This is a genomic window from Streptomyces sp. NPDC054887, from assembly GCF_053610585.1.
In genome coordinates, this window is the sequence record NZ_JBSGYQ010000006.1 from 129,248 (window position 1) to 143,829 (window position 14,582).

At 72.8% G+C, this 14,582-nt stretch carries 11 protein-coding genes; 2 read left to right on the forward strand and 9 right to left on the reverse strand.

All coding sequences use genetic code 11. The features are described from left to right. Window positions 1-25 precede the first annotated feature (25 nt). The 8 genes from ACWGH0_RS05500 to ACWGH0_RS05535 form a co-directional block, all read right to left on the reverse strand. Window positions 26-1,510 carry an APC family permease gene (locus tag ACWGH0_RS05500; RefSeq protein WP_453402823.1) on the reverse strand — a complete coding sequence of 495 codons (1,485 nt, stop codon included), beginning with the start codon at window positions 1,508-1,510 and terminating at the stop codon, window positions 26-28. A gap of 197 nt (window positions 1,511-1,707) precedes the next feature. After that, window positions 1,708-2,997 carry a glycoside hydrolase family 6 protein gene (locus tag ACWGH0_RS05505; protein WP_453402824.1) on the reverse strand — a complete coding sequence of 430 codons (1,290 nt, stop codon included), beginning with the start codon at window positions 2,995-2,997 and terminating at the stop codon, window positions 1,708-1,710. 161 nt (window positions 2,998-3,158) lie between these two features. Continuing rightward, window positions 3,159-3,554: a ribosomal maturation YjgA family protein gene (locus tag ACWGH0_RS05510; protein WP_453402825.1), complete on the reverse strand. Its 396-nt coding sequence runs from the start codon at window positions 3,552-3,554 to the stop codon at window positions 3,159-3,161. Between the two features lie 27 nt (window positions 3,555-3,581). Further along, window positions 3,582-4,733 (reverse strand): XdhC family protein, encoded by a 1,152-nt coding sequence (locus ACWGH0_RS05515; protein ID WP_453402826.1) that lies wholly within the window; start codon window positions 4,731-4,733, stop codon window positions 3,582-3,584. Window positions 4,734-4,771: 38 nt separating this feature from the next. Further along, window positions 4,772-6,238 carry an NCS2 family permease gene (locus ACWGH0_RS05520; RefSeq protein ID WP_453402827.1) on the reverse strand — a complete coding sequence of 489 codons (1,467 nt, stop codon included), beginning with the start codon at window positions 6,236-6,238 and terminating at the stop codon, window positions 4,772-4,774. A 286-nt stretch (window positions 6,239-6,524) separates the two neighbouring features. Continuing rightward, window positions 6,525-8,909: a xanthine dehydrogenase family protein molybdopterin-binding subunit gene (locus tag ACWGH0_RS05525; protein ID WP_453402828.1), complete on the reverse strand. Its 2,385-nt coding sequence runs from the start codon at window positions 8,907-8,909 to the stop codon at window positions 6,525-6,527. A 2-nt stretch (window positions 8,910-8,911) separates the two neighbouring features. Further along, window positions 8,912-9,514 (reverse strand): (2Fe-2S)-binding protein, encoded by a 603-nt coding sequence (locus ACWGH0_RS05530; protein WP_453402829.1) that lies wholly within the window; start codon window positions 9,512-9,514, stop codon window positions 8,912-8,914. Between the two features lie 2 nt (window positions 9,515-9,516). Next, on the reverse strand, window positions 9,517-10,407 hold the full coding sequence (locus ACWGH0_RS05535; RefSeq protein WP_453402830.1) for an FAD binding domain-containing protein: 891 nt from the start codon (window positions 10,405-10,407) through the stop codon (window positions 9,517-9,519). Window positions 10,408-10,744: 337 nt separating this feature from the next. Here ACWGH0_RS05535 and ACWGH0_RS05540 point away from each other — a divergent pair, with 337 nt between their 5' ends. Further along, window positions 10,745-12,481 (forward strand): PucR family transcriptional regulator, encoded by a 1,737-nt coding sequence (locus ACWGH0_RS05540; protein ID WP_453402831.1) that lies wholly within the window; start codon window positions 10,745-10,747, stop codon window positions 12,479-12,481. A gap of 429 nt (window positions 12,482-12,910) precedes the next feature. Further along, window positions 12,911-13,684, forward strand: coding sequence for a hypothetical protein (locus ACWGH0_RS05545; RefSeq protein ID WP_453402832.1), 774 nt, complete (start codon window positions 12,911-12,913; stop codon window positions 13,682-13,684). Between the two features lie 67 nt (window positions 13,685-13,751). Here the strand turns inward: ACWGH0_RS05545 and ACWGH0_RS05550 are convergent, their stop codons facing one another. Beyond that, window positions 13,752-14,507, reverse strand: a complete 756-nt coding sequence (locus tag ACWGH0_RS05550; protein ID WP_453402833.1) for a GntR family transcriptional regulator — start codon at window positions 14,505-14,507, stop codon at window positions 13,752-13,754. Window positions 14,508-14,582: the final 75 nt, after the last annotated feature.

The following is a 14,582-nucleotide window of genomic DNA, read 5'->3' on the forward strand; positions in this document are numbered from 1 at the left end:
CGGAAGGCCGGACGGCCGGGCGCGGTCAGAAGTCGCTGAGGATCTCGTCCCCGCGACGGGCGTCCGCCGGCACCGGGTGCTGCCCCGCCGCTCCGTACAACTCGTCCGCCGCCCGCGCCCGCTCGGGGTCCAGGGGCCTCGGCCGGTAGTACGGGCTGCCCCGGAACCAGGACAACAGCATGGGCACCACGCCGAGGCCCAGGGCGCCGAGGCCGATGGCGAGGGCGCCGGCGCTCAGCTCCGGGAGCGACCGCGCGAAGATCCAGATCATGAAGAGCGCCCCGCCGAGCGGCCACAGCCCGATGAAGACCAGGTTGCCCACGGACCGGAACAGCACCTTGCGGTGGGCCACGACGGCCGAGAGTCCGGCGAGCGCGTAGTAGAACGCGATGTGCAGGCCGATGCCGCCGACCGCGTCCTCGACGAACCGGGCGCCGGACCCCGCGGTGACGGAGACGAGGATGAGCAGCAGCGCGACCAGCGCCACGGCGCCCGTGGCCACCCAGGGCGTCTGCCACGTGCGGTGCGTACGGGCGAACACCGCCGGGACGGTGCGGTCGCGTCCCATGGCGAAGAGCGTCCGGGTGGCCTGGAGGAGCGTCGTCTCCAGGGTCGCGATCATGGAAAGCATCACCGCGAGCACGAGCAGCCTGCCGCCCGGGCCCGGCCACACGGCCTCGCCGAGAACGGTGAGGAACCCGCCGGGGTCGTCCCGCACGGCGTCCGTGCCGATGCGGACGTTGGCGGCGACGGTGAAGACCACGAAGACGGCGAGGGACACCAGTACGCCGATGACCCCGCCGAGACCGAAGCCGCGACGGCTGCCGCGGGTCTCCTCGCTGAGGTTGCTGGTCACGTCCCAGCCCCAGTAGCTGACACCGGCGACGAGGGCGCCCGCCACGAAGGTGTGCGAGTCGTCGAAGTGGCCGAAACCGAACCAGGAGAGCGAGAAGTCCGCGACGTTGCCGTCCTGGACCAGGGCGAGGACGGCGAACAGCAGGAGCAGTCCGAGCTGCGTGCCGGTGAGAACGGTCCTGGCGTGCGGGCTGATCCGCGCCCCGAGGGCGGCGACGAGCGCCATGACCAGGAACCAGCCGACCCCCACGGCGGTGGCCGGGCCGGTGCGCCCGGCCAGGTCGGGGTCGATGAGCGCGAGCGTGGCCGTGCCCGCGGGCAGGGTGGCGGAGACGAGGAAGACGGTCGTGGCCACGACCAGCGCCCAGCCGCTCAGGAAGCCGAGGAACGGGTGGAGGGCACGGGCCGCCCAGGTGTAGGTGGCTCCGGCGTTGACTTCCAGCCGTCCCAGGTGCCGGAAGGCCAGCGCGATGCCGATCATGGGGATCGCGCAGTACAGGAGCACGGCCGGACCCGCGACGCCCACCGCGAGCACGAGCGCCGGGATGGTGGCCGCCACCGTGTAGGCGGGGCCGCAGCCCGCGACCGCCATGACCACGGAGTCGAACGTGCCCAGGGCGCCCGCCCGCAGGCCGCCCCCCTCGCTCTTGCTCAACGGTCGCGCCTTTCCGGTGACGTACGTGCGGTATCTGCCTCGGGCAGGAGACAGATAGTGCCCGTGATCACCGGGTCGACACAAGGGGTTCGGTGCGGATTCTTTCGAATCTTCGGAGTGAAGTAGACGAAATAGTCCGCACCGGCGGACTAGACCTGCGGATTTCGTTGCGGCGCGGTCGGCGTACCGACGGCGGCTCAGCGGCCCGTCGCGACGCCCTCGCTGCCGCGTCCCGGCATCCGGTTCTCCGGCGGCATGATCGCCGGATGCGCGAGCCGGACCAGTTCCAGCGCCTGCTCGGGGAACCAGACGCCCGCCTTCGGGTCGACCGTGCCGCGCTCCGGGTCCTTGGGGCCCTTGGTGCCGCGCAGGCACGCGCCGTCGGACTCCCCGGGTGTCTTGATCCAGAGGTTGCCGTCGTTGAGCGGATCGCCGGTACGGGTCGTCGGGCGGGCGCCGAGCCCGCGCCCCGGCGGGTTGCACCAGTCCTGCGCGTCGCGGTACTTGCCGGCGGGCGGGGTCCACGGGCCCTGCCCGTTGCGGCTGGTGTCGGTGACGAAGTGCTTCATCCGGCCCGGGTCGAGCGGTACGTGGCGCTCCAGCCAGCGCCGGGCGTCGGCGCGCTTCCACTTCTGGGTGGGGCAGGCCGATGCCTTGCCGCCCTTGTCGACGTGGGCGAGGCAGGACGAGATGAGCCTGCCGTACCAGGAGTTGGCCTCGTCGGTTCCGTAGTTGGAGACGTTCACGGCGAAGCCCGTGGCGTGCGCGACCCCGCCCTTGATCAGCCGGGGCACGATGCTGTCCACGGTGTGCCAGGCCGGATGTCCGGCGTCGACGTACACCTTGGTGCGGGGCAGGGTGCCGAGGGTGGTGACCGCTTCGGTGACCTGGGCGTAGCGTGCGGCGGTCCTGGCGGCCTTGACGCGCTTCGCCTCCTTCGGGTCCTTTCCGCCCCCGGTGTCCTTCGCGTCGCCGTCCGGGCAGTCGGCCGGCACCAGCGCCAGCGCGTCCGGTTCGATCACGACCAGCGCGCGACCGCGGCCGATGGCCTCGGCCACCGCGCCGACCCAGGCGCGGTAGGCGGTCGAGTCGCGCAGGCCGCCCGCCGAGTACAGGGAGCAGTCGCGGCCGGGGACGTTGTAGAGCACCAGCGTGGGCGTCGTGCCGCGGCGGGCGGCGTCGCGCACGACGCGGCGGGTCTCCTTGCGGACCTCGTCCGGCGTGCGGCCCGCCAGCCAGACGGCGTGCGGGGTACGGGCCATGGCCCGCAGCCCGGCGGCCTCGCGCGACTGCTTCGCCCCCTCCAGTTCGTCGGCCTGGCGGTACGCCGCCGGGTTGGCCCGGGGGGCGTAGAGGCCGGTGGTGACGGCGTCGACCGGGTCCTCGGTGGCGAGGGCCGGCGACGAGCCGGCGAGCAGCGCCGACGCGAGGCCGGCGGTCACGGCGAGCGGCAGGGCGGGGTGGGGGAACGGTCGTCTGTGGGGCACGGTTCACTCCTGGATCGCGGGCGCGCCGGGCACGGTGGGAGCGCTCCCACAGCAGTCGGGCGCGGCCTCGTCGAATGCGACGGTTCGAGAACGGGATCCGGTCGTCCGGACGCGGCGCGCACCGGGATCGGCCGGAAGGGCGTGGGGGCGGGGCCGCGTCGCTAAGCGGGTCGCGGGCCGCCCGGCCGGGGAACCACGGTGCGTATGAGCAGGAAGAGGCCCGCCCCGGCCGCGTACCAGAACAGGTCGGGCGCGTTGAAGGTCGAGCCGAGTACGAGCCGCGCCGGGGCGCTGCGCTCGGCGAGCGCCGCGGGTACGCCGGTGAGCTGGGCGCATTCGACGGCCCAGCTCAGCGCGAGACCGACACCGGCGGCCGTCCGCGCCCGGCAGGCGGGCGCGAGCAGGACGACGAGCGTGCACAGGAGGACGGTGTAGAGCGCGTCCCCCGCGTACGCGGCGAAGTCGCCGTGCGCGGCGCTCCGGACGCCGAGCCCGGCGCACACGGTCGCGCCGGCGGCCAGGGCCGCCGGGACGCGCGTACGCCGAAGGTCACTCACGGCGGACACTGTACGTCCGCACCGCCGTCAGGCGACGGAACCTATCCGTCCGGCCGGCGCCGCGGGACCCTCGTGGTGGATCGGGGTGTGCGCGCCGGTGAGGGACACGCCGCTGCCGCCGCGCCGGGCCGCCACGATCTCCGCGGCGATGGACAGCGCGGTCTCCTCGGGCGTGCGCGCGCCGAGGTCGAGGCCGATGGGGCTGCGCAGCCTGGCGAGTTCGAGTTCCGAGACGCCCACGTCCCGCAGCCGCCGGTTGCGGTCCTCGTGCGTGCGGCGGGAGCCCATCGCGCCGACGTACGCGACCGGGAGGCGCAGCGCCTGCTCCAGAAGGGGTACGTCGAACTTCGCGTCGTGGGTGAGGACGCAGAGCACCGTACGGCCGTCGGTCTCGGTCGACTCCAGGTAGCGGTGCGGCCAGTCGACGACGATCTCGTCCGCCTCGGGGAAGCGCGCGGCGGTGGCGAAGACGGGCCGCGCGTCGCACACGGTCACGTGGTAGTCGAGGAACTTGCCGACGCGCACCAGCGCGGAGGCGAAGTCGATGGCGCCGAAGACGATCATGCGCGGTGCGGGGACGCTCGACTCGACGAGGAGCGTCAGGGGGCGGCCGCAGCGCGAGCCGTCCTCGCCGATGAGGACGGTGCCGGTGCGTCCGGCGTCGAGCATGGCACGGGCCTCGCCCGCCGCCGTGCGGTCCAGCTCGGGGTGCCCGCCGAGGGCGCCCACGTACGAACCGTCGGGGCGGACGAGCAGGGCGCGGCCCATGACGTCGGCCGGCCCGTCGGTGATCCGCGCGACCGCCGCCGCATCCCCACATGCGGCGGTGGCCAGCGCTGCCGCGAACACCTCCCCGCCGGGAGAGTCCGCGCGTACCGGGGCGACGAGGATGTCGATCACGCCGCCGCAGGTCAGGCCCACTGCGAACGCGTCCTCGTCGCTGTACCCGAAGCTCTCCAGGACGGTCTCGCCGTCCTCGAGGGCCTGCCGGCACAGGTCGTACACCGCGCCCTCCACACACCCGCCCGAGACAGAACCGATCGCCGTGCCTTCGGAGTCGACCGCGAGGGCCGCTCCCGGCTGCCGGGGCGAACTGCCGTGCGTCGCCACGACCGTGGCCACGGCGAAGTCACGACCCTGCTCGACCCACCGGTTGAGTTCTTCGGCGATGTCCAGCATGACTGTCTCCTTACGGTGTGTGGAGGGCGGGCCCGGGGTTAACCGACGCCGAGCCAGGACTCGATGGGGTGGATCGCGAAGTACACGATGAAGATCGCGGTCAGGCCCCACATGAAGGCGCTCACCTCGCGGGCCTTGCCCTGCGCCACCTTGATGACGACGAAGGAGATGACACCGGCGGCCACACCCGTGGTGATGGTGTACGTGAACGGCATCAGGACCACGGTGAGGAACACCGGGATGGCGACGGCGCGGTCGCTCCAGTCGACGTGCCGGGCGTTCTGCATCATCATCGCGCCGATGACCACCAGGGCCGCGGCAGCGACTTCCTGGGGCACGATCGCGGTGAGCGGGGTGAAGAAGAGGCAGGCCGCGAAGAACGCGCCGGTGACCACGGAGGCGAGACCCGTACGGGCGCCCTCGCCGACGCCGGTCGCCGACTCGACGAAGACGGTCTGGCCGGAGCCGCCGACCCCGCCGCCGATGACGCCGCCGGCGCCGTCGATGAACAGCGCCTTGGACAGGCCCGGCATGCGGCCCTTGTCGTCGGCGAGCTTGGCCTCGCTGCCGACACCGATGATGGTGGCCATGGCGTCGAAGAAGCCGGCCAGCACCAGGGTGAAGACGATCATGGTGACGGTGATGTAGCCGACGTCGCCGAGGCCGCTGAAGGACACGTCGCCGATGAGCGAGAAGTCCGGTGCCGAGACCGCGCTGCCTTCGAGCTCCGGGGCGCCGGAGAACCAGGCCTTGCCGGGGATGTCGGCGATCGCGTTGAGGATGGCCGCGATGACGGTGCCGGCGACGATGCCGATCAGGATGGCGCCGGGGATGTTGCGGGCCTGAAGGGCGAAGATGAGCAGCAGCGTGACGGCGAAGATCAGGACGGGCCAGCCGGCCAGTTCGCCCGCCGGGCCGAGGGACACGGGGCCGCCGCCGGGAGCGGGGTTCTCGTGCACGAATCCGGCCTTGACCAGGCCGATCAGCGCGATGAACAGGCCGATGCCCATGGTGATGCCGTGCTTGAGGGCGAGCGGGATCGCGTTCATGATCAGCTCGCGGAGACCGGTGACCACCAGGAGGCAGATCACCGCGCCGTAGGCCACGCACATGGCCATGGCCTGCGGCCAGGTCATGACCTGGATGACCTGCGAGGCGAGCACACCGGAGACGCTGAGACCGGCCGCGAGAGCCAGCGGGACCTTGCCCCAGAAGCCCATGAGCAGGGTGGTCGCGGCAGCGGCGAGAGCAGTCGCGGTGATGAGGGCGGGCTGGCTGAGGACATTGCCCGCCACGTCCTTGCCGCCGAGGATCAGCGGGTTGAGCAGGAGGATGTACGCCATCGCCATGAAGGTGGTGATGCCGCCGCGGACCTCCGTCGCGACGGTGGATCCTCTGTCGGTTATGTGGAAGTACCGGTCGAGCCAGGACCGGCCGGCGGGCTGGCGCGTACCCGCGCCGGCGTCTTCCGCCGTGGTCGTCGGCTCTGTGGACTGCTGGGTCATGGTGCCTGTCTCCCAAGGTTCAAAGGGGCACCCGCATGGAGATTGGAAACGCGGGATTTGGGATGCTGCGAGGGCTGCACGACCCGGGGGACGGCCCGAGACGAACGGGGGTTTTCCTGGGGTGATGCGGTGAGCGGTGTTGCGGTGAGCGGTTGGGGAACCGATGGTGCTTTGACCGCGAGCGGTGCGGTGTTTGGAAGGCCCCGGGCGGTGTCGGGCGGGGAAGTGTGACGTTCCTTGGAGGCACGGCACCGCCCGGGGAGCATGCGGTGGAACTCGGTGGGGATCAGGTACCGGTGAGGTGCTCGGGCCGCACCGGCGTCCTGTTGAGTTCCAGACCCGTCGCGTTCCGGATCGCCGCGAGGACGGCCGGGGTCGACGAGAGTGTGGGGGCCTCGCCGATGCCGCGCAGACCGTACGGCGCGTGTTCATCGGCCAGTTCGAGCACGTCGACGGGGATGGTCGGCGTGTCGAGGATGGTGGGGATCAGGTAGTCCGTGAAGGAGGGGTTGCGCACCTTCGCGGTCTTCGGGTCGACGATGATCTCCTCCATGACCGCGACGCCCAGGCCCTGGGTGGTGCCACCCTGGATCTGGCCGACGACGGACAGCGGGTTGAGCGCCTTGCCGACGTCCTGCGCGCAGGCCAGCTCGATGACCTTCACCAGGCCGAGCTCGGTGTCCACCTCGACGACCGCGCGGTGCGCGGCGAACGAGTACTGGACGTGGCCGTTGCCCTGTCCGGTCCGCAGGTCGAACGCCTCGGTGGGCCGGTGGCGCCACTCCAGCTCCAGGTCGACCGCCTCGTCCTCCAGTACGTCGACCAGGTCGGCCAGCACCTCGCCGCCGTCGGTGACGACCTTGCCGCCTTCGAGCAGCAGCTCGGCGGTGGCCCAGGCGGGGTGGTAGGAGCCGAACTTCGCGCGGCCGATCTCCAGGACCTTCTCGCGGACGTTCTCGCAGGTGTTCTTGACCGCGCCGCCCGTGACGTAGGTCTGGCGGGACGCGGACGTGGAGCCCGCCGATCCGACCTGGGTGTCGGCCGGGTTGATGGTCACCTGTGCGACGCCCAGCTCGGTACGGGCGATCTGCGCGTGGACGGTGACGCCGCCCTGGCCGACCTCCGCCATCGCGGTGTGCACGGTGGCGACCGGCTCGCCGTTGATGACCTCCATCCGCACACGGGCGGTGGAGTAGTCGTCGAAGCCCTCGGAGAAGCCGACGTTCTTGATGCCGACCGCGTAGCCGACACCGCGTACGACGCCTTCGCCGTGCGTGGTGTTCGACAGACCGCCGGGCAGGGCGCGTACGTCGGCCTGCTCGCCGGCGGCCAGCCACTGCTGCTCGGGCGGCAGCGGCATGGCCTTGACGCGGCGCAGCAGCTCGGCGACGGGCGCCGGCGAGTCGCACGGCTGGCCGGTGGGCAGGAGCGTGCCCTGCTCCATGGCGTTGAGCCTGCGGAACTCCACCGGGTCCATGTCGAGCTTCGCCGCGAGCTTGTCCATCTGCGCCTCGTACGCGAAGCACGCCTGGACCGCGCCGAAGCCGCGCATGGCGCCGCAGGGCGGGTTGTTCGTGTAGAGCGCGATGGCCTCGATGTCGACGTTGTCGATGACGTACGGGCCGGCGCTCAGCGACGAGGCGTTGCCGACGACCGCCGGGGAGGCCGACGCGTAGGCGCCGCCGTCCAGGACGATCCGGCACTTCATGTGCGTGAGCTTGCCGTCCTTGGTCGCGCCGTGCTCGTACCAGAGCTTCGCCGGGTGGCGGTGCACGTGGCCGAAGAAGGACTCGAACCGGTTGTAGACGATCTTGACCGGCTTGCCGGTGCGCAGGGCGAGCAGGCACGCGTGGATCTGCATCGAGATGTCCTCGCGGCCGCCGAAGGCGCCGCCGACGCCGGAGAGCGTCATGCGGACCTTCTCCTCGGGCAGGCCGAGGACGGGGGCGATCTGCTTGAGGTCCGAGTGCAGCCACTGGGTGGCGACGTACAGGTCCACGCCGCCGTCCTCGCCGGGTACGGCCATGCCGGACTCGGGGCCGAGGAACGCCTGGTCCTGCATGCCGAAGACGTACTCGCCGGAGACGATGACGTCGGCCCGCTTGGCGGCCTCGTCGGCGTTGCCGCGGACGATCGGCTGGCGGTGCACGATGTTCGGGTGCGGGACGTGACCGATGTGGTGGTCGTCGCGGCCCTCGTGGATCAGCAGCGCGTCGGGCGCGGTGGCCGAGGCCTCGTCGGTGATGACGGGCAGTTCGACGTAGTCGACCTTGATCTTGGCGGCGGCGCGGCGCGCCGTCTCCGGGTGGTCGGCGGCGACGATGGCGACCGGCTCGCCGTGGTGGCGGACCTTGCCGTGGGCGAGGACCGGGGTGTCCTGGATCTCCAGGCCGTAGTTCTTGACGTCCGTCGGGAGGTCCTCGTACGTCAGCACGGCGTAGACGCCGGACATGGCGAGCGCCTCGGACGTGTCGATCGACCGGATCTCGGCGTGCGCCGTGGTCGAGCGGAGCGTGTAGCCCCAGAGCATGTCCTCGTGCCACATGTCCGAGGAGTACGCGAACTCGCCGGTGACCTTCAGGGTGCCGTCGGGGCGCAGCGTCGACTCGCCGATGCCGCCCTTGGTCTTCGACCCCTGGTTGATGCTGGTGGGGGTGCCTGTGACGCCCATGATCAGACCGCGCCTTCCTGGAGTCCCTGGCGGTCCTGGCGGGCGGCCGCCAGGCGCACCGCGTCCAGGATCTTCTCGTAACCGGTGCAGCGGCACAGGTTGCCCGAGAGCGCCTCGCGGATGTCCGAGTCGGACGGCTCGGCGTTGCGCTCCAGGAGCTCGTCGGCCGCGACCAGCAGACCCGGGGTGCAGAAACCGCACTGCACGGCACCGGCGTCGATGAACGCCTGCTGGATCGGGGCCAGCTCCGTGCCCTCGCCGGTCTGCGAGTCGGTCCCCTTGGCCTGCCACTGCTGGGCCGCCTGGAGCGACGTACCGCCGCCGCAGGCGCCGCTCGCGCAGCCCTCTTCGCGCTGCTTGGCGAAGTCGGCGAGGCCCTCGACCGTGACGACCTCGCGGCCCTCGACCTGGCCGGCGGCGACGAGGCAGGCGCAGACGGGGACGCCGTCGAGGCGGACCGTACAGGAGCCGCACTCGCCCTGCTCGCACGCGTTCTTGGAGCCGGGCAGGCCCATGCGCTCGCGCAGGACGTAGAGCAGGCTCTCGCCCTCCCAGACGTCGTCCGCTTCCTGCTTACGGCCGTTGACCGTGAAATTGACGCGCATTGCTATGCAGCTCCTTCAAGCGTGCGGCCGGTGCCGCGGTACTGCTCCCAGGTCCAGCCCAGCGTGCGGCGGGCCATGATCCCGACCGCGTGGCGGCGGTACTTCGCGGTGCCGCGCACGTCGTCGATCGGGTTGCAGGCGCCGGAGGCCAGCTCCGCGAACTGCTTGGCGATCGAGGGGGTGATGATCTTCCCGCTCTCCCAGAACCCGCCCTCTTCGAGCGCGGCGTTCAGGAAGTCCTCGGCGGCGCGGGCGCGCAGCGGGGTCGGGGCGGCCGAACCGATGCCCGTCTTGACCGTGCGCGTCTCGGGGTGCAGCGCGATGCCGAAGGCGCAGACCGCGATGACCATGGCGTTGCGGGTGCCCACCTTGGAGAACTGCTGGGGGCCGTCGGCCTTCTTGATGTGGACGCGCTTGATCAGCTCGTCCGGCTCCAGCGCGTTGCGCTTCACCCCGGTGTAGAACTCCTCGACCGGGATGAGGCGCGTGCCGCGCACCGACTCCGCCTCGACCTCGGCGCCCGCGGACAGCAGGGCCGGGTGCGAGTCACCGGCCGGGGAGGCGGCGCCGAGGTTTCCGCCGACGGAGCCGCGGTTGCGGATCTGGGGCGACCCGACGGTGTGGGCGGCGAGCGCGAGGCCCGGCAGTTCCGCCCGGAGGTGGTCCATGATCTGGGTGTACGGGACGGAGGCACCGAGCTGCACCGTCTCCTCCCCGACCTCCCACTCGCGCAGTTCGCCGATGCGGTTCAGGTCCAGGAGGTACTCGGGGCGGCGGTGGTCGAAGTTGATCTCGACCATGACATCTGTGCCGCCCGCGATGGGTACAGCCGTGGGGTGCTCGGCCTTGGCGGCGAGCGCCTCCTCCCAGCTGGCGGGGCGAAGGAAGTCCATGAGGCTCTCTTCTTCTCAATCGGGTGGTTCGCGTATCGCTGGGGCTGGAGACGGCCAACCGCCTGCTGTCGACCTGGTTCTTCTGAGCCGGTCCGCGTCGCTCTGGGGCGTTCATCTGCTGTTCACGTGGCTTGGCCCAAGTACACCGCCGGGGCTCCGCCTGGTGCAGTCACCGAAACCATGAAGGAGTTGGCTGGTGGCCGCTCACGTCTTGTAGATTCGAACGAAAGGCGAAGCTCAGTTGCCTCAACGCTTTCCTCCGGAAACAACAAGCACCCGTGCTTGATCCGCCCCCACCATCCATCCACACCAAGAGACAGATCGGCGGCGAACACCCATGCGGCTGCGCGCACTGCTCGAAACCGACGCGCTGGGCCTGCGGCTGCTCGGCGGCGAGGACGAACTGGACCGCACCGTGCGCGGTGTGATGACCACCGACCTGCGGGACCCCAGCCGCTATCTGTCCGGCGGTGAGCTGGTGCTCACCGGCCTGGCCTGGCGGCGGGACGCCCACGACTCCGAACCGTTCGTGCGCATCCTGGCGAGCGCGGGCGTCGTCGGCCTCGCGGCGGGCGAGGCCGAGCTCGGCGCGATCCCGGGCGACCTGGTCGAGGCCTGCGTACGCCACCGGCTGCCGCTCTTCGCGGTCAGCGAGGCCGTCGCCTTCGCGACCATCACCGAGCACGTGGTGCGCCAGGTGTCCGGCGAGCGGGCCGGCGACCTGGCGGCGGTCGTCGACCGGCACCGCAGGCTGATGACCTCCGGGCCGACGGGCGGCGGCCCCGAGGTGGTCCTCGACCTGCTGACGTCCGACCTGGACCTGCGCGCCTGGGTGCTCTCGCCCACCGGACGGCAGATCGCGGGCGCGGGCGATCCGCTGCCGCCGGCCGTGGGGCCCGTCCTCGCGGGCGAGCACCTGGCCGCGAGCCGTACGGGGCGCCGGGCGCCGCACCGGGCCGCCGTGCACGGCACGACGTACTCGCTCTTCCCGATCAGGAGCGGCGGGCGCGCCGCCGTGGCCGCCTCCCGCGACGTGCGCGAGAGCGTGCTGTCGGACTGGCTGCTGGCGGTGGAGGCGGACGCGGGCGACTGGCCCGCCGCCCGTTTGGACCTGCTGCAAGGAGTGACGCAGCTGATCGCCGTCGAACGCGACCGGCGCGACGCGGCGCGCACGGTCCGCCGCCGCCTCGCCCAGGAGGTCCTGGAGCTGGTGCAGACGGGCGCCGCCCCCGCCGAGATCGCCGCCCGCCTGCGGGTGGCCGCGCCGGTGCTGCTGCCGGGCCTGGGCTCGGCGCCGCACTGGCAGGTCGTCGTGGCGCGGGTCGACTGGCTGGAAGCCGGTCCTGGCGCGGCCGGCGGGCCGGCCGGCTCGGCCGCCGCCATCCAGGCCGGGCCCGTGGCCCAGACGCTGTTGGAGGAAATACTGATCGACCCGGCGGTGGCCGGATCCGACTCCTCGGACCGCATCGCGGTGGCCCACGCGGGCGACGAGGCGATCGCGCTCGTACCGCTGCCGGCGGTGACGGCGGACGGCGACGGCGAGAGCGCCGAGGACGGCCCCGCTCCGGCCGCCCGTACGGGACTGCACGCCGACGTGCTCCTGGAGGCCGTGCGCGAGCCGCTGTCCGGCGGCCTCGCCGACGACGGGCGGCTGACACTGGGTGTCAGCGCCGCCGTGCACTCGGCCGAGGGGTTGCGCGGGGCGCTGGAGGAGGCCCGGCACGCCCGCCGGGTGGCGGCCGCCCGGCCCGGCCGGGTCTGCGCGGCGGGCCACCACGAGCTGGCGTCCCACGTGCTGCTGCTGCCGTTCGTGCCGGACGACGTGCGCCGGGCGTTCACCGCGCGCCTGCTCGATCCGCTCCGGGACTACGACCGGCGCCACCGGGCGGAACTCATCCCCACCCTCGAGGCGTTCCTCGACTGCGACGGTTCGTGGACGCGCTGCGCGGCCCGGCTGCATCTGCACGTGAACACCCTGCGCTACCGGGTGGGCCGGATCGAGCAACTGACGGGTCGTGACCTGTCGCGTCTGGAGGACAAGCTGGACTTCTTCCTCGCTCTGAGGATGAGCTAGCACGGACGGCGGGGGCTCATCGGCGGTGCCGGGCAGGGATCATTTCCGGCCAGGGAGCTCACCGGAGCCGGAGCCGGGGAGCCGCACGCCGGGCGGGGGCGCCGCCGAGCCGCGCACGCCGCCGCGACGCCGGCCGGGGTCACCCGCACGTATGACGGTCCACCGGGCGGGCCTCCCCCGGGCGGTGGTACCGAAGGCGCCCCCCGCGACGGTTGGGGCGACCCCGCCCGGGCCGTGGTCCCCGGCAGGGGCCTGCCCCGACGGGGGCGATTGTGAATTCGTTCACCAGAGGTCTTGGCCCGGAGTGCCAATCCGTGCTGAGATTCGCCCACTGGGCACGAGCGACAATCACGGTTCGACCGATCACGGCTCCATCACTCACAGCTCAATGACGTGCTGCTCGGGGAGGGCAATGTGGCGCATCCCGCCATGTCTGGTTCTGGTACGACGGCAGGGGACGGAAGCCCACTCCAGACCGCGGTATGGCGGCTGCGCTCGCGCGGCTGCTGGACCGACGCCGCGGCCCTGCTGGAACCGCATGGGGACGACGGCCCGAGACCGGCGGTCGCGCTCCAGCGGGCGTCGCTGCTCGTGGAGCGCTGCCTCTTCACGGAACACGGCTGGGCGGAGGCGGAGGACGCCCTGCGTACGGCGGAGGCGGTGGCCAGGACCGACGACGAGCGGGGCGCGGCGGCGTGCGAGCGCGGCCAGCTGGCGTACGCGTCGACGGTGCTCGGGGCCCGCGACCGCGCGGACGAGGCGCGCTCCGCGCTCGGCAGGGCGGCGGCGCTGCTGGCCCCCGACGCGCCGGGGCGTGCGCTGCTGGACTTCCGCCGGGGCCTGGTCGCCGAGCACATCGCCGACTCGCCGCAGTCGGCCCGCGCCGCCTACCGCCGCGCGCACGCGGGCGCGACGGCGCACGGCGAGACGCTGCTGCTGTCGTTCACGTGGCGGCACCTGGCCGGACTCTCCCTGCGGGAGGGCGAGTTGGCGGACGCCCGGCACGGCTTCGCGGAGTCCCTGCGGATACGGGAGGAGCTGGGCTACCTGGTCGGTACGGCCCCGGCCCTCGCGGCCCTGGCCGACGCCGAACCGGAGCCGGAGGCGACACGCCTGCGCGCCGAGGCGGGCCGGCTGTTCCGCCTGCTGGACGGCGTACCGACCTGGCTGGCGGCCCAGCTCGCGCCGACCGCGGCGGCCTGAGACACCCGGCCCGGTCCGGCGGCGGCGGCGCGGCGCGCTCAGCGGCCCGGGACGCCCGCCGTCGCGCTCAGCGGTCGGCGCCCGCGAAGTGCTCGCGGACGAGGGACTGCACCACCGTGAGGTCCTGCGCCGCCAGGGCGTCCAGCAGGGCGAGGTGCTCGGCCGCGTCCGCGAGGAGGTCGGCCCGGCGGCCCAGCGGGTCTCCCGTCGGCAGGGGCCACTGGGACCGGCGGTGGAGGTCGTCCGCGACGACGACGAGCTGGTGGTTGCCCGCGAGGGAGAGGACCGCGCGGTGGAAGGCGCGGTCCGATTCGGCGTACGCCGCCCGGTCGCCCGTGGCCGCGGCCGCCGTGGTGGCCTCGGCCAGGGGCCGCAGCGCGCACCAGCGGCCCGCCGGGACCGTGCGGGCCAGCCGCAGCATGACGGGGACCTCGATCAGCGCCCGTACCTCCGCGAGCTCGGCGAGTTCCGTCGCGCTGCGGACCGTGACCCGGAAGCCGCGGTTCGGCACAACCTCCACCGCGCCCTCCAGTGCCAGCTGCTGCATGGCCTCGCGCACCGGGGTGGCGGAGACGCCGAAGCGGGCGCCGAGGGCCGGGCCGGAGTAGACCTCGCCGGGCGCCAGCTCGCCGCTGACCAGAGCGCAGCGCAGGGCGTCGAGGATCTGGCCGCGTACGGAGTGGCGCCGGACGGCCCGGGGGGCCGGGGGCTCACCGTGGGTGTGCTCGCCGCGCGCCTGTTCCGGAACGGGCACGGGAGGCGGCGCCTGCGCGGCGGGCGCGTGCCCGTACGCCGCGTCGCGCGGTCTGCCCTGCTGCTCCATGGTTCCTCCGGTGCCGTGTCCCCCGAGCACGATAGGGGGGCGCGGTCACAGTTCAAACATCGGATTGATCGGGTA